Raw genomic sequence first — 23,669 nt, forward strand, 5'->3', positions numbered from 1 at the left:
TATCTTTTAAATTCAATTTTATAAATTATATACAAATCAACAAACGTGAACTAAAGAATAAGATGGAAATGCCATGCAAATATCTGCGCGAAGCTTAGTTCTCAAAATCATCATTTGTATTATCTTGATCATGCTATTGATTGGGGCATTGTTAAAATGGGGTGTGCCTGCAGCCGCAGAGAAAGTGGCCGCACAATTACCTGAAAATAGCATTGCTGAACTCGGCAATCAAAGCCAAAACTATGTTTTTACATTGACTGAAAAAAGTCATTTACCCATCCAACAACAACAACAAATCCGCAACGATTATCTCAATATGTTTGCGGGACAGCATCCTGCAACGTTAATTTTTCGACAAGGCGATCGTATCGGTGCAAATGCTTTGGCTCTGCCCAATAACACGATTATTGTGACTGATGAACTGATTGAAATGGCACATAGTGATCAGGAGATCTTAGGTGTGCTGGCGCATGAGCAAGGTCATTTGGTGAAGCGACATAGCTTACAGCAAGCCTTATCGCACTTGGGATTGGGAGTGATTTATATTGCGCTGACAGGCAAACATACAGATGCACTCAATGACCTACCTGTACAGTTTTTAGGTGCAAGTTATTCACGGCAGTTTGAACAAGAAGCCGATTTGTATGCCCTAAATATGATGCAAAAAAATCATTTACAAACATCACATTATGCAAATTTTTTACAGCGTATGAGTGATGAAAATAATGAAACTAAACAACTGAATACTCAGCCTGATTTTCTATCATCACATCCTACAACTGAAAAAAGGATTCAAATGGTTCGAGATTTTGAGGCTGAACAGAGCATCCCTAAATAAAAATATCTTAATGGGGAGCTGACCATGTCACCTCAAATTGTTGCTGTGCCATACGATCTAGATGATCAATAATCACTTTTTGTAAATGTTGATAATCTTCTTTTTCAGTAACCAAGACGACTTCTAAATGATCGGGGTGAATATGCATTTCGACAGTTGCTTCAGGCATAAAGATCGACATTAACTGATCACTTTCACTGACTTCAAATTTGTGTTTCCAGTGATTGAGTAAACGTTTGGCAATCCGCTGCGCTTCTTGGGTGTTAATAGACGTATTAGTTTTCATTCTCATTTACCTAAAAATAATATCGAATTTAACAAAAGATTGGCTTTGTCGCTAGTCCTAAAACAGAGCTTTTCGCCTAGATAATTTTCTACTCGATACTTAGGGGCTGCTGACACTTCATAACTGAATTGCGTTGTTGACTAAAATTAAGCAGACAAGGCACGAAATGCAGAGAATGGCGAGACCATTTTCAAGTTTCGCAACGAAGCCTGGGATAATTTTAGCTACAACCCTGAGCAAGAACAAAGCACTGCTTTGTTTGCAGCGCAAGGCGAAGCGAAAGGACGAGAGTGTTTTTTGATGTTATTTCGTTGTAGCTTGATCATTTAGATGACTAAATTTCTCAACCTACGCCCCATATCACCTAAAAAACACTCATCGTCGCAACCAATTTGAAATGTCAACAGACCCTAGACAATGGGAATGGAGGCAAGTTTGTTGGGCTTATTTTTGTTATAATACTGGCTCATCTAAAATATCTGCTAGGTTGATCTATGTCCAAGCCCTATCTTATCGCGCCTTCGATTCTTTCCGCTGACTTTGCCCGTTTAGGCGAAGAAGTTGACAATGTTTTAGAAGCTGGCGCTGATGTTGTCCATTTTGATGTGATGGATAACCACTATGTTCCAAATTTAACTTTTGGTGCGGGTGTATGTAAGGCTTTAAAAAAATATGGTATCAAAGCGCCTATTGATGTGCATTTAATGGTTTCACCTGTAGACCGTTTGATTGGTGATTTTTTAGAAGCGGGTGCGGATATTATCACTTTCCATCCAGAAGCTTCTGATCATATTGATCGTTCATTGCAATTGATTAAAGCGGGTGGTGCTAAGGCGGGTTTGGTCTTTAACCCAGCGACACCATTGCATTATCTTGATTATGTCTTGGACAAAGTTGATCAAGTATTATTGATGAGTGTGAACCCCGGTTTTGGTGGTCAAAAATTTATTCCGATGACTTTGGACAAATTACGCCAAGCTCGCAAAATCATTGATGCAAGTGGACGTGATATTCGCTTAGAAGTGGATGGTGGCGTAGGACCTGCAAATATTCGTGAGATTGCAGAAGCGGGTGCGGATATGTTTGTTGCGGGTTCAGCAATTTTTGGTAAGCCTGACTATAAAGCAGTGATCACTGAAATGCGTTCAGAACTTGCTAAAGTAGGCAGTGTAGAAATCTGAATTTAAAAATTATTAAGGTCTGTTGATATTTCAAAATGCTGACGGCATTTTCTGTATTTGATGCGTTGTTTATGCATGGGACTAGCAGGCAATTCGACAAAGAAATGTCATCAGACCCTCAATGATAAAAATAAATGAAATATCCATAAATTTTATAAGGGTTTGTGGATAACTTTGAAGATAACTCTATGGATAACTGTGTTGATAACCATATTGATAAGTTGGGTATAGAATATTCAAATAGGATTCAATTGCTTATTCTTAGCTCTAAAATTGTGTGAAATATAATCAAATTTTCAAAAAAACTGATTAAATGCACATAAAAAATACTGATCATTTTTCATTCTGTGTTTAATTATTGCTTGGCTGATTTTTAAACACATTGTAATTTCATGTAACTAAAACAGCCAAAATACAGCATCCATTTGTACTCATACAAAAATTTGGCTATGCTAAAAAAGATTATATTCTGTTTTTTGCATTTGAGAATTCAAATGAATTTTATACAAACACTCAGCAAACGTATTTGCTTAGTTCTCCTCATGGCATTTGCCATCGTGTGGAGCGGTGTTTCTATTGCCTCAAATTCATTAATGCATATCCAAATGAGTCAAGCTCTACAGCAGCAGATGCCAGAGCATGATGTTCAAATGGCTTCAAATCATGATCAGCATCAGCTTGATAATGAAAAAACAGCCCAGCTTGAATACTTATCCTCTTGTCATGATCAGAAAATGGATATGCCTCAGCAGAGTAAAATGAGCTGTCATGATTCACAAATCACGCAAAATCAGACCACCCAAACGCATTGTAGTGAATGTAGCATGTTGCTGTGTCAAAGCATGCTGGCTTGGGTTGCTCCAAATGAGTTTGCTATCCAAGATCCTCAACTGTCTGTGACATCAAAATCTTTGCCATTACATTATCAAGCGCAACATTTGGCAGGTTTTTGGCAAGAAATCTTACGTCCTCCCAAAGCTTAACTTTTTAAATTTTCATTGAATTTTATCAATATTTAAAAAGGTTAAGTTATGTCTACTCGATTGATACAGTCCCTGTTTGTGGGAGCCTGTTTATTATCTTCAAATTTAGTTTTTGCTAAAGTCACCGAATATCATCTCAATATTGCTGAAAATACGGTCAATATTACAGGGAAACCTGTAAAGAGAATTACGGTTAATGGTCAATTTCCAGCGCCGCTTTTAGAGTTTGAAGAAGGCGATGATGCTGTAATTTATGTGCATAATAATCTAAAAAATCAAGATTCTTCGGTGCATTGGCATGGATTATTATTGCCCGGCATCATGGACGGCGTGCCGGGATTTAATGGGTTTAATGGAATTAAACCTCAGCAAGATTTTGTCTATCGTTTTAAAGTCCGCCAAAGTGGCACCTATTGGTATCATGCGCATAGCAAAGGTCAGGAACAAGATGGCTTGTATGGTGCATTGGTGATTTATCCTAAGGATAAAAAGCCCATCGTTGCCACTGAAAAAACTGATCGAGATTATGTCGTGATGCTTTCAGATTTTCATGAATCTTCAAGCGATCAAATTATGAAAAATCTAAAAAAAGATGCTGAATATTACCAAAATAAACGTGAAACGATCGGCGATGTATTTACACAAATCAAAAATCAAGGCTTAAAATCCACATGGCAAGATCGTCGCATGTGGAATCATATGCGCATGCTGAAAACGGATTTATCCGATGTATCGGGTTATACATTTTTAGTCAATGGTAAAACACCAGAACAAAACTGGCTTGGCAATTTTAAAGCAGGGGAAAAAATTCGTTTACGGTTTATCAATGCTTCAGCAATGTCATTTTTTGATGTCAGAATTCCAAATTTAAAAATGACAGTGGTCAGTGCAGATGGCCAAGCTGTACAACCTGTGCCAGTAGATGAGTTTCGGATCGGTACAGCGGAAACTTATGATGTGATCGTTGAACCGAAACAAGAAAATTATCAGATACAAGCTGAATCCATTGATCGGACAGGCTTTGCACTGGCAACTTTGCATCAGGAAAATACACCAATAGCCAAATTTCCAGAACCTCAAGCTCGTCCTCGTGCGTTATTAACGATGCAGGATATGGGGATGGATCATGCTTCTCATCAAGATATGCAAATGAATCCTTCAACTGCTCCAATGTCGAATCAGCCAAGCATGGCGACAGCTGATCATGATCACATGATGATGACTGAACAGCATCATCAGTCGATGTCTATGCCAGATCACATGGATAAACAAGAAGATCCTGAGACAAAAACAAAGCTGCAGTCAAACAAGGAAAATACTGCGAAGACAGTGCAAGGTTGGGCAAATGCTGCAACGCCTACAGGTGATAAGGCACTGACATATCAAGATTTGAAATCGTTAAAACCGCAACAAGATACACGTGAACCTTCAAGTGAATTGGTCATCAATCTTGGTGGAACAATGGAGCGTTATATTTGGACGATAAATGGTAAAAAGTTCACTGAAGCTGAGCCACTTAAAGTGAAATACGGAGAACGTATCCGTTTGAAATTTGTCAATAACAGCATGATGGCTCATCCGATGCATTTACATGGCATGTTTATGCAGCTTGAAAATGGGCAACCCAGCGAATATATGCCAAATAAACACACCATAGTCGTGCCGCCGGGAAAAACGGTTACAGCTTTATTGACCGCTGATGAGCTTGGAGAGTGGGCGATCCATTGTCATTTGCTCTATCACATGAGCGCAGGAATGATGAACAAATTGATTGTGGCAAATGTTGCAAATGGAAATCTATCAACAGCACCAATTTCACAACAAGCAACGCCAGACTCAACCGAAAAAGGAGCAGAACATGCGCATCACTAATCTTTTTTCATTGTCAGTAATGGCTTCAAGTTTGTTTGTATTTTCAGGTCAGGCGAATGCTGAAAATACCCATGAAATGATGTCGATGCATGAAGAACATCAGCATCATTTACAAACACAGCAATCAAGTGATACTTCACAAGAAAATGAAAGTGAACAATCCATTCATAATCAAGATGTTCATCCACAACATGCTCATGATGCAGCACATATGAAAGAGCATGGAGGACAAGTTTATCAGTCAACCAGCATTGAAAATAAATGGATGCTCGATGATGATGGTAAAGGGACCTTAAAATCAAAAGTGAAAACTTGGATTGGGACGGATGAAAATAAATTATTTTTAACAGCGCATTTAGAAAAAGCCGAGTCTAGCGCTGAACATTATGATATTTCAGCATTATATAGCCGAAATATAGCCGAATTTTGGGATCTCCAAGCGGGTGCGCGTTATCGTCATGATCAACATCGCCGTGAGGATAAGCAACAAGTTGATGCACAGTTTGGCGTACACGGTCTATCGCCTTATTTTTTTGAAACAGAGGCCTATGTTTATTTTGGTAAAGATGATCAAGTGGCACTGAGTTTAGAGCTGGAGCGTGATTTTCTCATTACCCAAAAATGGATCATGCAACCTTATGTAGAAGCTGAAATTGTGATCAATGATGATTCTAAGTATGCCAAAAAAACAGGGCTTTCTAGTGCAGAAATGGGCTTGAAAACACGTTATGAGATCAATAAAAATGTCATGCCATTTATTGATATTGCTTATGCTTATGATAAAGGAAATCAAGCGACAGCATGGCAGTCTGCAACAAAGTCAGATAGTGGATTGCGTTATGGTGGTGGGATAACGTTTAAATTCTAGTCTGTTAATTTTATCGGAAAAGCTTTTTTCACTTGAGAGAGGCTTTTAAATCGCATGGGGTATTTTATGCATAAATTTATCGAAAAATCATGTAAATGGTAAAATGATAAATTGGTCAATTTTTGTAAAAAATACTCCAAGTTATTCATATTTTAGTTATAATCAATTTTCACTTCGGAGGAACGACCTCCATCGATACATTCGTTATCGACAAAATCGTCAGGACGGCCTGACTCTATATTTAAATGGAGCAGGGTATCATGGCCTGGATTATCTTAATTTTCGCTGGTATTTTTGAAATTGTTTGGGCATATTCGATGAAAATGTCTGAAGGATTTACCAAACTTACGCCTAGTGCTATCACTATTTTCTTTATGATTCTCAGCTTTGGTTTATTGGCTTATGCCATGAAAACATTGCCTTTGGGAACAGCTTATACAATTTGGACGGGAATCGGCGCAATCGGTTCGTTCTTGGTCGGTATTTTTATTTTAGGTGAGCCTGCGACAGCAATGCGAATGTTGGCAGCGGTTCTGATCATCTCTGGCCTAGTTCTAATGAAATTTTCTGCATCTTAAAATAGATCATGATTCATGTTTTTATGCAAAGCTCTCGCCTACGCGGGAGCTTTATTTTTTGTTGAGTTTTAGAATTATTCACTATTAAATTGAGGAGAGCGAAATGGCTTGGATATTATTGGTTATCGCTGGGCTTTTTGAAGTGGTTTGGGCATACTCGATGAAAGTTTCGGAAGGTTTTAGCCGTCTTGGACCGAGTATTTTGACTATTGTTTTTATGATTGCGAGTTTTTCTTTACTCTCTTATGTCATGAAAACATTGCCTTTGGGAACCGCTTATACTGTTTGGACGGGTATAGGTGCTGTGGGTTCATTTTTAGTCGGGATTTTGATTCTTGGTGAGCCAGCTTCAGCAATGCGAATGTTAGCGGCGGTTTTAATTATTTCAGGCTTAGTTTTGATGAAGTTATCTTCTTGATCTTAAAATCAAATGGAGAAATGTATGCAGCTGTATTTTATGGAAATACCTTCTCCTGTGGGTGTGTTGAAGTTGGTTGCACATGACAGCGCGCTTGTTGCCGTACTTTGGGAAAATGAAAATCCAAAACGTGTTCGTGTGGCGGCATTAATTGAAAATAAACATCATCCAATTTTACTGCAAACTGAGAAACAATTAGTTCAATATTTTCAAAGAAAAAGAACACAATTTGATCTACCTTTAGATTTTGAAGGCACTGATTTTCAGCAAAAAGTTTGGCAAGCTTTACTGCGTATCCCTTATGGTGAAACAAGAAGTTATAAAGATATTGCGATTGAAATTGGTCATGAAAAAGCAGTCAGAGCCGTAGGCGCGGCAAATGGAAAAAATCCGATTTCAATTATTGCGCCGTGCCATAGGGTACTTGGAAATAATGGAAAATTGACAGGGTTTGCGGGTGGTTTGGACAATAAAGCGATTTTATTAAGATTGGAAAGTTTACAGGACGAACTCTTATTGTAGATGCTGATGATATAAAAATAGCATGCATGAGCCGTTTAAGATATATAAAAAAGGAGGAAAATTCCCCCTTTTATTTATATGAATTAGATCATGCTTAAATAGCCGCTATACGTAAAATAGGTTTGATCACTTCACCTGTTTTAGAGGCTTCAAATGCTTCATTGATTTGTTCAAAGTCAAAAAACTTCACCAATTTATCGAAGGGAAATAAGCCTTTTTTATAATAATTGACCAATTGGGGAATAAAGATCTTGGCAACTGCATCACCTTCGATGACGCCCATCATGGTTTTTCCTTCTGCCATCAGATCATTGAATACATCAATTTCCATCGGTGGGGTAATACCGACAATTGCACAGCTACCCAAAGGTCTTAAAGCTTGCAATGATTGACGTACAACTACTGGAACACCTGTCGTTTCAACAGCATATTCAGATCCGCCTTGTGTGATTTGTTTAATCTCGTTAACAACATCGACTTTTGCACCATTTAGAATATGGGTCGCACCCAATTCTTTAGCAAGTTCTAAACGGTTTTCATGGACATCAACCGCTATAATATTTAGGCATCCAGTAATTTTTGCTGCCATAACCGCACTTAAACCAACTGCACCAGCACCATAAATCACGATGGACGTACCAAAAGAGGGTTTTAAGCGATTGAGTACCGTACCTGCTCCAGTTTGAATCCCACAACCTAAAGGACCTAAGAGTGCTAGATCGACATCTTTGTCGACTTTTACCACATTATTTTGATGAGCAACGGCATAGTTCGCGAAAGAAGATTGTCCAAAAAAGGTTGAAAGTGGTTGTTCTTGTTGGTGTAGGCGATGGGTATGATCCGCACAACACCCTCCAAAGTTAAGATCGTTAAATGTAGAGCAGGAGGTCGGGTGTCCTGTCAGGCACATGTCACATTGTCCACAATATGAAAATGATAAAACGACATGATCACCGATATCGATACCCTGAACATTTTTACCCACTTTTTCTACAATCCCAGCACCCTCATGTCCAAGAATTGCAGGTAATGGGGCAATGGCTTGATCGCGAGCAACGGCATCTGTATGACATACTCCAGTCGCTATGATTTTGACTAAAACCTCATTTGATTTTGGTGCGTCTAAAACAACATCTTCAATACTAAATGCCTGTCCTTGAGCATGAGTTATTGCGGCTTTAATCTGCATAATTTACTCCATATATTTCTTATGTCTTTATTTTATACATGAACTTTATTTAAAAATCTTAGCTTTATACTCATATTTTGATAAAAATAAAGCTATATGATTTATGTGTAATTGTGATTTATCTTATTATTCTTAATATAAGCGAAAATATAAAACTTATTTAAAACTCATAAAGCATACAAAATATGACATTCAGTAGCTAAAACTCAGATTAAAAATCACTCAAAATAATGTCTAAAAGTGAGATTGATAACGTGAATTTTAGTCTCAATAGCTTTTCAATAAAAACTCATGATAAATAAATTCAGTAGAGCGAGTTAGTCAAATGGCTGGAAAAAAAGTTTCAGATATTATGGTTGAAGTGCTTGAAAAAGCAGGCGTAAAAAACTGTTATGGCATCGTTGGCGATACCCTAAATCATTTTACAGATTCAATTTCAAAAAGTTCCATTGATTGGGTGCATGTGCGTCATGAAGAGGTTGGTGGATTTGCTGCAGGTGCTGATGCACTGATGAGTGGTGATTTAACAGCATGTGCAGGTTCTTGTGGTCCTGGTAGTTTGCATTTTATTAACGGTTTATTTGAATCACACCGTAACCGTGCTCCTGTAGTTTTAATTGCCAGTCAATTGGCTACGGATCAAGCAGGTTATGTTGATTTTCCTCAATATGTTGATTTTAAAAGTGTATATAAGTCGTGTTCGGTTTACTGTGAAGAAATCACTGATGCGAACAATGCACGTCATGTGATGACTTTAGCTTGCCAAGCTGCCATAAATAAACGTGGGGTTGCTGTGGTTATTATGCCGACGAATATTAGTCAGCAAAATTCTGATGATGCTTTGCCATTTGAAGTCTTTCATCCACAACCTGAATTTATTCCAAATCGCCAAGAACTCAATAGCATCAAAGAGCTATTAAATAATTCACAAAAAATTGCGATCTATGCTGGTGCAGGTTGTGAACATGCCCATGATCAAGTTGTGGCTTTAGCAAAGCGTTTAAAAGCGCCCGTAGCACATACTTCTCGTGCCAAAGATTTTATCGAATATGACAATCCGTATAACATGGGCATGAGTGGGATGCTGGGTAACAAAGCTGGTTTACATGCTTTGATGAACTGCGAAACTTTAGTGCTGTTGGGTGCCGACTTTGCTTGGGCGCAGTATTACCCTAAAAATGCAAAAATTATTCAGATAGATGTTGAAGCTTTGCACTTAGGTCGTCGTCATCCTATAGATATCGGTGTTGTTGGGCATGTTGCACCAACGATTCAGGCTTTGTTGCCACTTTTAGATGAAAATACAGATGACGCTTATCTGGATGAATGTTTAGAAGTTAAAAAACAAAGTGATGAAATTCGTCATAAAGAAGAAAGAGTCGGAAAAGATGGTCTTATCCATCCGCAATATCTTGTTTCTCTCCTCAATAAATATGCGGATAGTGACGCTGTTTTAACTGGGGATGGTGGCTCAGCGATGGTGTGGATTTTACGTCACTTTGATACCAATGGTCAGCGTCGTACATTAACCAGCTTATTGCATGGAACGATGGCAAATGCTATGCCACAGGCTTTAGGTATACAAAAAGCTTTTCCAAATCGGCAGGTGATTGCACTATGTGGTGATGGTGGTTTGGCGATGTTATTGGGAGATTTATTAACAACGATTCAAGAGAAATTGCCAATTAAAATCGTTGTACTCAATAATAGTTCCCTAAATTTTGTTGAAATAGAACAAAAGGTTGAGGGATTATTGGATAATTATACCGATCTACTTAACCCTGATTTTGGAAAAATCGCAGAAGTGATTGGTTTATATGGTCATACGCAAAAAACAGGTGAGGGCTTAGAAGCGGCTGTAGAGAGGTTCCTCAATCACGAAGGTCCTGCATTGCTAAATGTACATACCAATCCTATGGAATTGGTGATGCCACCAGATCCAAATTTTAGTCAAGTAAAATCAACCTCAATGTACGCCATCAAGGCACTGCTTGCTGGTCGAGTGGATGATGTGAAAGATTTGGTGGTCAATAATTTTTTAAAATAATATGAAAATTCAACAAGCCTATTGATAGATAGGCTTGTTGTATAAATTTTAACTTTGAATGGATTTATTGTTGTAATTTACTCTAAAACTTAAAAGCGTTTTGGCATTTTTTGACCATTTTCAACTGGGGTTTCAGCGTTTTTCAGTACACCAAAGAGCCATGTTTCAGCATGCTGCACAGCTTGCTTCAGCTCATCACCTTGTGCCAATCGTCCCGCGATATAACTCGCCAATGAACAGCCCGAACCATGATATTCGCCTTCTAAACGTGGGCAGCGTGATTCAGCAATCAGTTCACCATTCACATAAAGTGCATTACGAATATACTCAGGCGTATCTTCATGCCCACCTTTCACTAAAATTGCTTTTGCACCCATTTTAAAGAGTTTCTGTGTTGCAATTTCTAAGTCTTCTTCAGCAGCTAAAGCTCTCAATTCCACAGTATTTGGCGTGATGATGGTCGCCATTGGAATCAGTTCTACAAATGCTTTAACTAAGGTTTCTTGATTGCCCAATGAGCCACCACTATTGGCAACCAATACAGGGTCGAGCACATATTGATAATCTGAATGTTCACGTAAAAATTGAGCCAAAGCAGCAATATTATCCGTAGTACCTAACATGCCAGATTTGACACATTTGATCGGTAGATCATTTACAACAGCATTTGCTTGAGCCAACAAAAGTTCTTTAGAAGTGGCTTCAAAACCAAAAACTTGTTGCGAGTTTTGTACAGTGAGTGCGGTACATGCGATCGCAGCATGCGCGCCACTTTGACCAATGGCCTCAATATCGGCTTGCAATCCAGCACCACCAGAAGGATCTAAACCAGAAAAACAAAGTACGGTCGGGCGCACGTCACTATCCTTATTCGATAAAATTTGCGTTAGTATAGGCAACTTTAGCTAAACTCTCGATAGTAATTTCTTTAAAGAAGGAACAACAGGTGATAAAAAATATCTTGATCGATCTTGATGGGACATTAACCGATCCAAAAGTAGGTATTACGACCTGTGTACGTTATGGCTTGGAGAAAATTGGACATCCTATTGCGACTGATCTTGATTTGGATTGGGTGATTGGTCCGCCACTTAAAGCTTCACTTGCCAAATTGCTCAATGTATCCGTCGAAAATGATTTAGCAGAGCAGGCGATATTGGGTTATCGTGAGCGCTTTAGCACGATTGGCTTGTTTGAAAATGATGTTTTTCCAGATGTAGCGGATACATTGGCAAAAATGCAACAAGCGGGTTTTAAATTGTTTTTAGCAACTGCTAAACCAATTGTTTATGCTGAGCAGATTTTAGAACATTTTGATTTATTGAAATATTTTAGTAAAGCTTATGGCAGTGAACTTGATGGAACAAGGACCAACAAAGCTGAATTGATTCACTATATTTTGCAGCAAGAAAATTTACAAGCAGCAGAATGCATCATGATCGGTGATCGTGAGCATGATATTTTAGGTGCTCGAAAAAATGGGATCGAAACGATCGCTGTTGAATATGGCTATGGTACTGATGTGGAATTGACCATGGCACAGCCTTTGCATCGGATTGCAAAGTTTCCAGATGTGCTTTTGTATTTATAAGTTTTTTGTTCAGAAAAAGTAAAATTAAAATCAATTCAATGTGAAAGTGATTATGATCATTTTCACATTGTTTTTAACAGAACAGTAAGTAAAACAGTTTTATACAGAAAGTTTAAATAAAAAATAGCCAATGGAATGTGAAGGTGCGCAACGATAAGCTCGATATATTACGTGGAATTTCAGTTTTTTTAGTCTTATTACATCATTTTAATATTCCATATAAATTACACGATAGCTTTTTTTCAATGCAAATTTTTGGTGAAAATATTGCCAATTTAATTGCTAGAAATGGTAACTATGGCGTGACCATGTTCTTTGTAATCTCTGGGTTTTTGATTACTTCACATACTCTCAATCGCGATGGGGCACTTGCGAAAGTACATCTCGGGCATTTTTATATTCGAAGGATTGCCCGTATTATCCCTTGTCTTCTCTTACTGATTACATTCGTTAGCATGCTTGGCGCTATGGGGTTAAAACCATTTATAAATCAAACTCCTAATGATATAGAAGTTTCCTATGGACTAACTATTTTTGCTGCACTTACGTTCTGGATGAATATCCTGATTATCAAGTTTGGTTGGGTTAACTATGCACTTGGGGTACTTTGGTCATTATCTGTAGAAGAAATATTTTATTTATTTTTCCCTTTACTTTGCATCAGTTTACGCTCAAAGAAGCTTTTTATTGTATTTTTATTGGCGGTGATTGCTTATGCACCTTATTTTAGATCTTTGCATTATTTAGATGAAAATGGTGCATATTTATATCATTATTTTTCAAGTTTTGATGGGATTGCGATCGGTTGTATATTGGCATTGATCGCCCGAAAGTATTCATGTCCGATTCATTTGAAAAAGAGCATGATATTGATCTGTTCTGCGTTGATGATCGCACTTTATCTCTATCAACCGATCAAGTTGGTCAGCACTTGGAGTATTTCGATATTTGCATTATTGACTGCTGGGTTAATCTTTTGCTTTTTGCAGAATGGTCAAACTCCTGTGCGAAATCATTTTGGTCGTGTAGTGGTATGGATCGGGCAACGTAGTTATGAAATGTATCTTTTTCACCTTATCGTGTTAGGTTTAATCAAAGTATTTTATCTGCCAAAACAAACACTCGCTGATCAAAAAGTCTGGCTATTGGTGGTGTTTTTATTGGGAACTTTTCTTATCAGTTATCTGATCGAAAAATATTATTCTACACCTCTTAATCGTGCGATCCGTCGTCGATTTATAAAGTAGAACCTTGTTTAGATAGTGAAATAAGATAACTTGATGTTTCTAATATTTTAAGCCAAAAAAAAACGCCCCGAAAGGAGCGTTTTTTTATACATAAGTGATTATGCAGTTACTTTCGCAACAACACCAGCACCTACTGTACGACCACCTTCACGGATTGCAAAGCGTAAGCCTGCATCCATTGCGATTGGGTGGATCAATTCTACTGACATTTCTACGTTGTCACCAGGCATAACCATTTCAACGCCTTCTTTAAGAGCGATCGCGCCAGTTACGTCAGTTGTACGGAAGTAGAACTGTGGACGGTAACCGTTAAGGAATGGAGTATGACGACCACCTTCTTCTTTAGAAAGAACGTATACTTCTGCGTCAAATTTAGTATGTGGTTTGATTGTACCTGGTTTAGCAAGTACTTGACCACGTTGAACGTCTTCACGTTTAGTACCACGAAGAAGAACACCACAGTTCTCGCCCGCACGACCTTCGTCAAGAAGTTTACGGAACATTTCTACGCCAGTTACAGTTGTTTTAACTGTATCTTTAATACCAACGATTTCAACTTCTTCGCCAACTTTAACGATACCTGATTCAACACGGCCAGTTACAACTGTACCACGACCAGAGATAGAGAATACGTCTTCGATTGGCATCAAGAATGCTTTATCGATAGCACGTTCTGGTTCAGGGATATAAGAGTCAAGCGCTTCAACAAGAGCAAGAACTGCAGATTCGCCATACTGACCAGCATCGCCATTAAGCGCAGCAAGAGCAGAACCACGGATAACTGGAGTGTCATCGCCTGGGAAGTCATAAGTAGAAAGAAGTTCACGAACTTCCATTTCTACTAATTCAAGTAATTCTTCGTCATCAACAAGGTCACATTTGTTTAAGAAAACAAGAATGTAAGGTACACCTACTTGGCGAGAAAGAAGGATGTGTTCACGAGTTTGTGGCATTGGACCATCAGTCGCAGCACATACAAGGATCGCACCGTCCATTTGAGCAGCACCAGTGATCATGTTTTTAACATAATCGGCGTGTCCTGGGCAGTCTACGTGAGCGTAGTGACGAGTTGGAGAATCGTATTCTACGTGTGAAGTATTAATTGTAATACCACGTGCTTTTTCTTCTGGTGCAGAGTCGATTGCTGCGTAATCTTTAGCTTCACCGCCGTAAGTTTTTGCACAGATCGTTGCAATAGCAGCAGTAAGAGTTGTTTTACCATGGTCAACGTGACCGATTGTGCCCACGTTTACGTGTGGCTTATTACGTTCAAACTTAGCCTTAGCCATTTGATTTTCCTTTTTGAACTGCTCATGAGGTTCGCTCATGAGCAACTTGGTTATTAACTAAAAATTAGTTTGGCTTATAGTAATCTAAAGATTACTCGTCGTCACCTTTTTTACCGCCAGATTGGAACTTAGCGATAATGCCTTCAGCCACGTTACGTGGAGTTTCAGCGTATTTAGCAAATTCCATTGAGTATGTCGCACGACCTTGAGACATAGAACGCATTTGAGTTGCGTAACCAAACATCTCAGCAAGTGGAACTTCAGCACGAATTGCTTTAGTACCGCCAGGTAAGTCATCCATACCTTGAACCATACCACGACGACGGTTTAAGTCACCCATGATATCGCCCATGTAGTCTTCTGGAGTTTCTACTTCAACTTTCATGATTGGTTCAAGAAGAACAGGATCTGCTTTCATGAAACCGTCACGGAATGCGTAAGAACCAGCCATTTTGAACGATAATTCGTCAGAATCGACATCGTGGTAAGAACCGTCGAATAATGTCGCTTTGATACCCACAACAGGGTAACCAGCCAAGACACCATTCTTCATACGTTCTTGAATACCTTTGTCAACTGCGCCGAAGAATTCTTTAGGTACAACACCACCTACAACTTCTTCAACGAATTCGTATTCTTTACCAGCTTCTTCAACATCTAAAGGTTCTAAACGAACATATACATGACCGAATTTACCTTTACCACCAGTTTGACGTACGAATTTACCTTCTTGTTCAACTGATTTTTTGATCGTTTCACGATAAGCAACCATTGGTTTACCAATGTTCGCTTCAACGTTGAACTCACGTTTCATACGGTCAACAAGGATGTCAAGGTGAAGTTCACCCATACCAGAGATAATTGTTTGACCTGATTCTTCATCTGTGCGTACACGGAATGAAGGATCTTCTTTAGCCAAACGACCTAAAGCGATTGACATTTTTTCTTGGTCAGCTTTAGTTTTTGGTTCAACAGCCAAAGAAATTACTGGCTCTGGGAATTCCATACGTTCAAGAGTGATGACATTTTTCTCATCACAAAGTGTATCACCAGTCGTTACGTCTTTAAGACCTACACACGCAGCGATATCACCCGCACGGATTTCTTCAACATCTTGACGATCGTTTGCGTGCATTTGCACGATACGACCAATACGTTCACGTTTAGATTTAACTGGGTTATAAACAGAGTCACCTTGTTTAAGTACACCAGAATAAACACGTACGAAAGTCAAGTTACCTACGAATTTGTCATTCATGATTTTGAATGCCAACGCAGAGAACGGAGCTTCGTCTGAAGATTCACGGCTGCCTTCAGTTTCGTCTTTGTCGTCAAGGATACCTTTGATCGCTTCAACGTCATTTGGAGCTGGCAAGAAGTCAATTACAGCATCCAACATACGTTGAACACCTTTGTTCTTGAACGCAGAACCACAAAGCATTGGTTGAATTTCACAAGCCAATGTTTGAGTACGAATACCTTTGATGATGTCTTCTTTAGAAAGATCACCTTCTTCGAGGTATTTGTCCATAAGTTCTTCTGAAGCTTCAGCAGCTGCTTCAACAAGGTTAGTACGCCATTCTTCAGCAGTAGCTTGAAGATCAGCTGGGATTTCACCGTAAGTGAATTCCATACCTTGAGAAGCTTCGTCCCAGATGATTGACTTCATTTCGATTAAGTCAACAACACCTGTAAACGTATCTTCAGCACCAACTGGAATCACAACTGGTACAGGATGTGCACCAAGACGAGTTCTCATTTGTTCAACAACACGGAAGAAGTTTGCACCAGTACGGTCCATCTTGTTCACGAATGCTAAACGAGGCACTTTATATTTGTTAGCTTGACGCCATACAGTTTCTGACTGAGGTTGTACACCACCTACAGCACAGTAAACCATGCACGCACCATCAAGAACACGCATAGAACGTTCAACTTCAACTGTGAAGTCTACGTGTCCCGGTGTGTCAATTACGTTGATGCGGTGTTCTGGGAACTGCTTAGCCATACCTGACCAGAAACAAGTAGTAGCAGCTGAAGTGATTGTAATACCACGTTCTTGCTCTTGTTCCATCCAGTCCATTGTTGCTGCACCATCATGTACTTCACCAATTTTGTGAGATACACCTGTGTAGAACAAGATACGTTCAGAAGTTGTAGTTTTACCAGCGTCAATGTGTGCAGAGATACCAATGTTACGGTAACGAGAAATTGGGGTTTTACGAGCCATGATTTCTTGCATTCCTAAATTTTATTTGTTTAAAACAGGACGCATCAAAAATAATTTTTGATGCGTACGGATACTCAGTACGGAAGTGGACGACTTAAATTCCCGCAAATCCCCCACTAGGGTAAAATGCGATGTTAAATCGAGCTGCTGTACGCATGAGTATTCTCCTGATAAGGGACTGTTTTAGCCGCTTAGAAGCGGTAGTGAGAGAAGGCTTTGTTGGCTTCAGCCATACGGTGCACATCTTCACGTTTTTTGATCGCTGAACCTTTGCCTTCAGCTGCATCAAGCAACTCGCCAGCAAGACGTAAAGCCATAGTTTTTTCAGAACGCTTAGCAGCAGCATCTACTAACCAACGCATAGCTAGGGCAGTACGACGGGATGGGCGCACTTCCATAGGTACTTGATAAGTAGCACCACCAACACGGCGTGCTTTTACTTCGACCATAGGACGAACTTTTTCAAGCGTAGCTTCAAAAAATTCTACTGGGTCTACTTTGTTTTTTTCTTGAACGCGGTCTAAAGCACCGTAAACGATACTTTCAGCAATAGATTTTTTACCATCTTGCATTACGTGGTTCATGAATTTAGCGATTGTTTGGCTACTGAATTTAGGATCCGGAAGGATCTCACGAGCAGCGACTACGCGACGTCTTGGCATTTTAAACTACCTATAAATATGACACTTCAGGTTAATCCAGCAGTAGCACAAAGTGTCGTGTGCTTTCGCTGGCCTTACTACACGTCGCTTGAATTTCACAAATTTAAATGCAGAAATCAGACAAGCGAGACGATAAAGGATTGCGGTTCTATATCCTTAAGAAATTATTTCTTAGGACGTTTAGCACCGTATTTAGAACGTGATTGGTTACGATCTTTAACACCAGCACAGTCTAAAGAACCACGAACGGTATGGTAACGTACACCTGGTAAGTCTTTAACACGACCACCACGGATAAGAACAACACTGTGCTCTTGTAAGTTATGGCCTTCACCACCGATATAGCTAGAAACTTCAAAACCTGAAGTTAAGCGAACACGGCAAACTTTACGCATTGCTGAGTTAGGTTTTTTAGGTGTAGTTGTATAAACACGTGTACAAACACCACGACGTTGTGGACAAGCCTTCAACGCAGGAACTTTAGATTTTTCAACCAAAGTTGTGCGACCCTTACGGATCAGCTGATTTGTTGTTGCCATATGGCAATTCTCCCGTTAATAAAAAGCCTCAAAAAAATACCACTTTTTGAGGGCATGCAATTGTAAGCTAAGATGCAAAAATGGTCAACATTCAACGAACTGTCAAATATTGACCATCTATGATCTTGCCTACAATTCCATCGCAAAATAATACGCTTAGATTATGACAAATTAATTTGTTTAAATTGTAAGGCTTTATAATCCTTGCAAACTAAATCACAAAGCTTATTGATCGGCATTTGGCGTCGGTTTTTCTTCATCTTTGTTTGCTTCAAGCTTTTTTACTGCAGTTTTTTTTGTTGCAAGTTTAGGTGGAGCAAGTTGTGTTTCATTTACACTAGGTGATTTTGCAGTATTTGCTGTTTGAGTCGATGTTTGAGCTTTATTTGCAGTGGTTTTTGCCGAGCTAGGTGTAGTTGAAGTTGATTTTGTTCGACGAGGCGTTGCTTTTTTAGTCGTTTGAGCAGGCTTAGTAGCCTTTCCTGTATCCGTAGCGGCAACTTTTGCAGAATCAGCAACAGGTTTTGCTGTTGGTTCAGCAACTGCAACGGCTTCAGCTGGGGCAGTGTTTATCGGTGTAGGTGCAACATCTTGTACTTTTTGAGCAGAAGCAAGGTTTTCAGTTGCGGTAGTTTGTGCTGCTGTTTCTACTTTTGTTTCTAATGGCTCGGCATTTGTTGCCAATAATAATGCAGATGAACCTTGTTTTTGGAAATGTTCATAAGCATCTACGATATCTAGTTTTTCATCTGGGTGATTATTTAAATATTCACGTGCATTTGAAAATACTTTTTGAGCTTTAAATGTCGCATCATTTAAAAGTTTTAAACTAAAATATGCGCCAATCCCGGCACCTGCAAGCGGGATTAGTTTTGAAACAATTGAAAGCTGCGGCAGGCTATTGAGCCAGCTCCATTTAAATGTTCCATCGTCATTGCCAATCCATTTTTTTAGCAATTCAGTATCGTTGTCAGAACCGAGAAGTTTTTGTAATTGATTTACATCGTGTGTTTCGAGCAAACCAGCAACAGCGCGAACAGCAACCAATAATGTTTGTTTTTCGGCAACAGTTCCGATATCAATTTGTTTAAAAACAAATTCAACGACTTCTTGTTCCTCAAAGGTTTTCAGTTCGAAACCATAGGCACGACCCGTTTGATAAATACTATGTAAGGCGAGGGCAATCGAGGTTGGTACATCGATGGCTGCACCTATGACGCCTGAGACACCTGTAAGTGCGCCTTGAACAACGGCATAGCGTTTATTTTGATTTTCAAAGGCTTGGCTAATTCGTGCAGAACGTTCAGGATTGTTCGCGAGTTCATTTAAGTCTTTTGCGCCAACTTCTTTTAGGATGGCTTCTACTGAGCTGAGATTTGAAACAAAATCATTTAATTTTTCAAAAAAATAATCAGATAATTTGTCATTTAATTCTGGGGAAATAAAAGAGGCAACATTATTGATTTTTCCATAATGTTTACCCAGCAATTGACGTGAAACAAGCGGGATGTGATCACGCATCATGGCTTGTGGATTATCATATTTTTGTTTATTGCTGAGCTGTTCTTTGGCTTGACCCTGAATAATCTGGTCTTGATTTGGTTTTTGCGTCATTTTTGAAACAGAACCTGGCGCAACGTGATTGAGCATACTAAAACCTGTAGAGCCCAATTTTTTTGCGACACCAAAAGCATTTGAAATCAATCCACCACGTTTATTATTTGAATCAGACATATTGCGCTCACCCATTTATATTTTTAGCAAGATAGTAGGCATTGTGACATTTTCTGCTTACTTTAATCTGTTTTGATTCGTTAAAGAAGTTAAATTGCCAAACATTAGGGTCTGTTGACATTTGTTGCCTAAAAAAATAGCGAGATAGTAAAATTAAATCGCCAAACCCAATTTTACCCCCGCTATGCCTCGTACAATGCTGAATGATCAACACTGGTCTAAGTTACTTTCTATTTTCCGTCACTTTAATATTTATCTCAAACTAAATTTAAGAAATTTTATCGAAGCTATTCTATTTCGTATCAGAACAGGTTGTCCTTGGAGAGATTTACCTCAAGAATTTGGTAAGCCAAACTCTATCTTTAAGAAATACAATCGTTGGTCTAAAAATGATAAGTTTATGAATATTTTTAAATTATTTAGTAAACATGCTGATAAAGAATGGATATTTATTGATGGTAGCCACGTACGGGCACACCAGCATTCTTCAGGTATTAATAATCAAGATATTTCCAAAAGTATCGGTGGTAATAGTTCAAAAATACATTTAGCAGTTGATTCTAATGGTAATCCCATTGAGTTTATTATTTCAGATGGAACTTCCCATGATATTAAGATAGCCCCTGATCTGGTATCAAAATTAGATTTAACTGAATCAGAAATATTATGTGCTGATAAAGGTTATGACTCAGACAACTTCAGGACTCAAATTGAGCAAACAAAAACTAAGTCAAATATTCCTAGAAAATCAAACACTAAGTCTAACAATGATCATATGGATTGGCATATCTATAAAATCAGGCACTTAGTTGAGAATTCATTCTGTAGGTTAAAACAATTTAGAGGAATTTCAACTCGATATGACAAGCTAAAGCGTAATTATCAAAGTGCTGTCGCTCTTGCTTGTATATTTATTTGGTTACCATTGTAGGTTAAGTTCCATACTGCAAATGTCAACACACCCTAGACTTCTTTCATATATTAAAAAATGATCAGGTATCTGGCTGAAAAGTATCACACGGTCACATTTGCCGTGAAAATTTAATTTACTTTGCGTAGACAACCTTCCTTACTTTGTTTTCGGACAAATGAGAAATATATTTCGCAAGAAAACCATTTGTCGAACAAATGGGCATACATCCTGAGCAATTTTTAAAGCACTGCTTTAAAAAATGCGGAACTCCCTTGTTCGACGAACGGCATCCTGCCTAAATTGCAAATTTCATTAGATTTTGAGGCAAAATGATTAGAGTATAAATTTGAGTAAAATATGACTTATGCCTGAACTCTATTCTGCCTGATATTTACAGATTAATTTCAATCAAATAGATCACGAGATTTGTATATTGTAGTGAAATTAAATCTCACAATTTTAAAATTTAATATGTAAACAGACTCTCATTATTTAAGAAATATTCTGCTAAGTTTAAGTTTGATTTAAGAGATCTTGAATGAAATCAGACTAAACTAAAATGTCTTGATGGACGGTTTTGCCTAATTGGCGATAAAATGTTGGGCAGGCTGTAGATTATAATTTTTGCATTAAAGATAAGTAAGACAATGCTTTTTAGGCGTTTTAAGTGAGTTCTATAGCTATTTTTAGCTGGTCTTAGAATCAATATCTTTCGCCATTGCGAATGAAAACTAAAAACGTTTAAATGACTGCATTATATCCCTATTTATAAATAAAGGACTTTGCATGAACCGTCGTGTTGTTATTACGGGTATGGGCATCAACTCGTGTATTGGTAACTCCTTAGCAGACGTAACACATTCTTTGCAAAATGGTATTTCTGGTACGCGTCACAATCCAGTCTATGAAGAATTAAACTTCAAAAGTCATGTAAGTGCAGCAGCAGACCAAGATTTTGACAACATTGACCGTAAACTGAAACGTTTTATGGGTGTTTGTGCAATGTATGCCTACAATGCCGCTGTTGCAGCAGTAGAACATGCTGGTTTAACACCAGAACAACTGGGTGGCAATCCGCGTTACGGTATTGCTGGCGGTTCAGGTGGTAACTCAACGGCTTCTGTTACTGAAATGGTTAAATTGCTCGAAGAAAAAGGCGCTCGCAAAATCGGTCCGTTCTTTGTTCCTCGTAATATGAGTAATACCATTACTGCAAACGTAGGTGTGGCTTTTAAATTACAAGGTGTTGCGCATTCGATCACAAGTGCTTGTGCAACTTCTGCTGATGCGATTGGTTATGCTTATAACTTGATCCAATTGGGCAAACAAGATTTGATGCTTGCTGGTGGTGGTGAAGAAGATCACTGGTCACAAAGCTTGCTATTTGATGCGATGGGTGCGCTTTGTTCAAAATACAACGATACGCCAGAAAAAGCTTCACGTCCTTATTCTGCTGACCGTGATGGTTTTGTCATCGCTGGTGGTGGTGGTTTCGTGGTACTTGAGTCTTTAGAACATGCTCAAGCACGTGGCGCAAATATCTTGGCTGAAGTTGTTGCTTATGCTGCAAACAGTGATGGTGCGGATATGGTTGCACCATCGGGTGAAGGTGCTACACGTTGTATCTTGATGGCACTTGAAGAAGCTAAAGAGCACGGTGTGGATCAAGTTGACTATGTCAATACACATGGTACATCTACACCAGCTGGTGATGTGACTGAACTTCTTGCAATGCAACGTGCATTTGGTGAAGGTCAAGTTCCTCCACTCAGCTCTACTAAGTCAATGACAGGTCATAGCTTGGGTGCTGCAGGCGTTCAAGAAGCGATTTATAGCGTATTGATGATGCAAAATGACTTTATTGCACCAAACATCAACGTGACTGAACTTGATGAAGGCGCAAAAGGTTTTGATATTGTACTTGAAAAACGAGATGCAAAATTGAATACTGTGATGAGTAACAGTTTTGGTTTTGGCGGCGTAAATGCTTGCCTCATTTTCAAAAAGTGGGATGAATAATCCTACGTAGGATATTCAATGGATGCACCATCTGATGCTTTCTTGTGGGTAAAAGCATTACATATTATCGCTGTGGTTTGTTGGTTCGCTGCTTTGTTCTACTTACCACGTTTATATGTCTATCACGCGATGAGTGATGACACGGTCAGTCACCAACGTTTTGAGGTGATGGAACGCAAGTTGTATCGAGGAATTATGTGGCCATCTATGGTGGCTACCCTGATTACAGCGCATTTTCTAGTCGATTGGGGAGATGCAACGCGTCATTATCATGAAGCACTTTGGTTCTATATCAAAGTGGCGTTGGTGGGTTTATTGGTGATTTACCATTTTGTATGTGGTTATTATCGTAAAAAACTGATTGGTAATGCACATTATAAATCACATAAATTTTGGCGTTTTTTCAATGAAATGCCAACTTTGATTTTATTCGCTGTGGTCATTTTAGTGGTGGTGAAACCGCATTTTTAATATGATATTTTAAGTACTTAAAGCCAATTCAGTCATGAGTTGGCTTTTTTTATGTGAATAGATAATGCTTCAAAATAACATGAAATTGTCCGACAATTTGTCCACAAGCTGTCCTTAACTGATATTTCACTGTCCTGATCTGCACTTATCGCATTTTCATAAAGTCGTAATATAAGAATCAAGAAAAACAAA

The 23,669-nt window shown here is 38.7% G+C and carries 22 protein-coding genes; 14 read left to right on the forward strand and 8 right to left on the reverse strand.

From position 1 onward, the window contains the following. Window positions 1–73 precede the first annotated feature (73 nt). Window positions 74–838 carry a M48 family metallopeptidase gene (locus F960_RS08560; RefSeq protein WP_004862701.1) on the forward strand — a complete coding sequence of 255 codons (765 nt, stop codon included), beginning with the start codon at window positions 74–76 and terminating at the stop codon, window positions 836–838. A 7-nt stretch (window positions 839–845) separates the two neighbouring features. Here the strand turns inward: F960_RS08560 and F960_RS08565 are convergent, their stop codons facing one another. Then, window positions 846–1,124, reverse strand: a complete 279-nt coding sequence (locus tag F960_RS08565; RefSeq protein WP_004862704.1) for a DUF2218 domain-containing protein — start codon at window positions 1,122–1,124, stop codon at window positions 846–848. A gap of 494 nt (window positions 1,125–1,618) precedes the next feature. Between F960_RS08565 and rpe the strand changes: the two genes are divergently transcribed. From rpe to F960_RS08600, 7 genes are all read left to right on the forward strand, one after another. Continuing rightward, window positions 1,619–2,305, forward strand: a complete 687-nt coding sequence (gene rpe, locus F960_RS08570; protein ID WP_004862707.1) for a ribulose-phosphate 3-epimerase — start codon at window positions 1,619–1,621, stop codon at window positions 2,303–2,305. Between the two features lie 494 nt (window positions 2,306–2,799). Beyond that, window positions 2,800–3,288 carry a hypothetical protein gene (locus tag F960_RS21520; protein ID WP_004862711.1) on the forward strand — a complete coding sequence of 163 codons (489 nt, stop codon included), beginning with the start codon at window positions 2,800–2,802 and terminating at the stop codon, window positions 3,286–3,288. Between the two features lie 48 nt (window positions 3,289–3,336). After that, the gene (locus F960_RS08580) at window positions 3,337–5,160 is read left to right on the forward strand and encodes a copper resistance system multicopper oxidase (protein WP_004862714.1); all 1,824 of its coding nucleotides are present in this window, start codon (window positions 3,337–3,339) and stop codon (window positions 5,158–5,160) included. Continuing rightward, window positions 5,147–6,028 carry a copper resistance protein B gene (locus tag F960_RS08585; RefSeq protein ID WP_004862719.1) on the forward strand — a complete coding sequence of 294 codons (882 nt, stop codon included), beginning with the start codon at window positions 5,147–5,149 and terminating at the stop codon, window positions 6,026–6,028. Before F960_RS08580 ends, F960_RS08585 begins: the two co-directional genes overlap by 14 nt. A gap of 260 nt (window positions 6,029–6,288) precedes the next feature. Beyond that, the gene (locus F960_RS08590) at window positions 6,289–6,606 is read left to right on the forward strand and encodes a DMT family transporter (RefSeq protein ID WP_004862721.1); all 318 of its coding nucleotides are present in this window, start codon (window positions 6,289–6,291) and stop codon (window positions 6,604–6,606) included. Between the two features lie 103 nt (window positions 6,607–6,709). Then, complete coding sequence (gene sugE, locus F960_RS08595) at window positions 6,710–7,024, forward strand: quaternary ammonium compound efflux SMR transporter SugE (RefSeq protein WP_004862723.1); 315 nt, start codon at window positions 6,710–6,712, stop codon at window positions 7,022–7,024. Window positions 7,025–7,048: 24 nt separating this feature from the next. After that, window positions 7,049–7,546 (forward strand): methylated-DNA--[protein]-cysteine S-methyltransferase, encoded by a 498-nt coding sequence (locus F960_RS08600; protein WP_004862726.1) that lies wholly within the window; start codon window positions 7,049–7,051, stop codon window positions 7,544–7,546. 94 nt (window positions 7,547–7,640) lie between these two features. Here F960_RS08600 and F960_RS08605 read toward each other — a convergent pair whose 3' ends face one another. Further along, window positions 7,641–8,735 (reverse strand): NAD(P)-dependent alcohol dehydrogenase, encoded by a 1,095-nt coding sequence (locus F960_RS08605; protein ID WP_004862729.1) that lies wholly within the window; start codon window positions 8,733–8,735, stop codon window positions 7,641–7,643. Between the two features lie 325 nt (window positions 8,736–9,060). Between F960_RS08605 and F960_RS08610 the strand changes: the two genes are divergently transcribed. Then, complete coding sequence (locus tag F960_RS08610) at window positions 9,061–10,782, forward strand: ubiquinone-dependent pyruvate dehydrogenase (protein ID WP_004862732.1); 1,722 nt, start codon at window positions 9,061–9,063, stop codon at window positions 10,780–10,782. A gap of 89 nt (window positions 10,783–10,871) precedes the next feature. Here F960_RS08610 and F960_RS08615 read toward each other — a convergent pair whose 3' ends face one another. After that, window positions 10,872–11,639, reverse strand: a complete 768-nt coding sequence (locus F960_RS08615; protein ID WP_004862735.1) for a hydroxymethylpyrimidine/phosphomethylpyrimidine kinase — start codon at window positions 11,637–11,639, stop codon at window positions 10,872–10,874. A gap of 89 nt (window positions 11,640–11,728) precedes the next feature. Between F960_RS08615 and F960_RS08620 the strand changes: the two genes are divergently transcribed. Both F960_RS08620 and F960_RS08625 read left to right on the forward strand, forming a co-directional pair. Next, window positions 11,729–12,373 (forward strand): HAD-IA family hydrolase, encoded by a 645-nt coding sequence (locus tag F960_RS08620; RefSeq protein ID WP_004862738.1) that lies wholly within the window; start codon window positions 11,729–11,731, stop codon window positions 12,371–12,373. Window positions 12,374–12,516: 143 nt separating this feature from the next. Beyond that, window positions 12,517–13,620, forward strand: a complete 1,104-nt coding sequence (locus tag F960_RS08625) for an acyltransferase family protein (protein ID WP_004862739.1) — start codon at window positions 12,517–12,519, stop codon at window positions 13,618–13,620. A 98-nt stretch (window positions 13,621–13,718) separates the two neighbouring features. Here F960_RS08625 and tuf read toward each other — a convergent pair whose 3' ends face one another. The 5 genes from tuf to F960_RS08650 all read right to left on the reverse strand — a co-directional run bounded on the left by tuf (window position 13,719) and on the right by F960_RS08650 (window position 20,074). Beyond that, window positions 13,719–14,909 carry an elongation factor Tu gene (gene tuf / locus F960_RS08630; protein ID WP_004862742.1) on the reverse strand — a complete coding sequence of 397 codons (1,191 nt, stop codon included), beginning with the start codon at window positions 14,907–14,909 and terminating at the stop codon, window positions 13,719–13,721. Window positions 14,910–15,000: 91 nt separating this feature from the next. Next, window positions 15,001–17,139, reverse strand: coding sequence for an elongation factor G (fusA, locus tag F960_RS08635; protein ID WP_004862747.1), 2,139 nt, complete (start codon window positions 17,137–17,139; stop codon window positions 15,001–15,003). Between the two features lie 191 nt (window positions 17,140–17,330). After that, the gene (rpsG, locus tag F960_RS08640; protein ID WP_004862749.1) at window positions 17,331–17,801 is read right to left on the reverse strand and encodes a 30S ribosomal protein S7; all 471 of its coding nucleotides are present in this window, start codon (window positions 17,799–17,801) and stop codon (window positions 17,331–17,333) included. 164 nt (window positions 17,802–17,965) lie between these two features. Then, complete coding sequence (gene rpsL / locus F960_RS08645; protein ID WP_000246374.1) at window positions 17,966–18,340, reverse strand: 30S ribosomal protein S12; 375 nt, start codon at window positions 18,338–18,340, stop codon at window positions 17,966–17,968. A 225-nt stretch (window positions 18,341–18,565) separates the two neighbouring features. Further along, window positions 18,566–20,074, reverse strand: a complete 1,509-nt coding sequence (locus F960_RS08650) for an EcsC family protein (RefSeq protein ID WP_004862753.1) — start codon at window positions 20,072–20,074, stop codon at window positions 18,566–18,568. 184 nt (window positions 20,075–20,258) lie between these two features. Between F960_RS08650 and F960_RS08655 the strand changes: the two genes are divergently transcribed. From F960_RS08655 to hemJ, 3 genes are all read left to right on the forward strand, one after another. Beyond that, the gene (locus F960_RS08655; protein WP_004855273.1) at window positions 20,259–21,005 is read left to right on the forward strand and encodes an IS5 family transposase; all 747 of its coding nucleotides are present in this window, start codon (window positions 20,259–20,261) and stop codon (window positions 21,003–21,005) included. Window positions 21,006–21,773: 768 nt separating this feature from the next. After that, window positions 21,774–23,006, forward strand: a complete 1,233-nt coding sequence (locus F960_RS08660) for a beta-ketoacyl synthase N-terminal-like domain-containing protein (protein WP_004862755.1) — start codon at window positions 21,774–21,776, stop codon at window positions 23,004–23,006. Window positions 23,007–23,024: 18 nt separating this feature from the next. Beyond that, window positions 23,025–23,477: a protoporphyrinogen oxidase HemJ gene (gene hemJ, locus F960_RS08665; RefSeq protein WP_004862759.1), complete on the forward strand. Its 453-nt coding sequence runs from the start codon at window positions 23,025–23,027 to the stop codon at window positions 23,475–23,477. Window positions 23,478–23,669 lie beyond the last annotated feature (192 nt).

Source organism: Acinetobacter gerneri DSM 14967 = CIP 107464 = MTCC 9824, assembly GCF_000368565.1.
Taxonomy (GTDB): Bacteria; Pseudomonadota; Gammaproteobacteria; order Pseudomonadales; family Moraxellaceae; genus Acinetobacter; species Acinetobacter gerneri.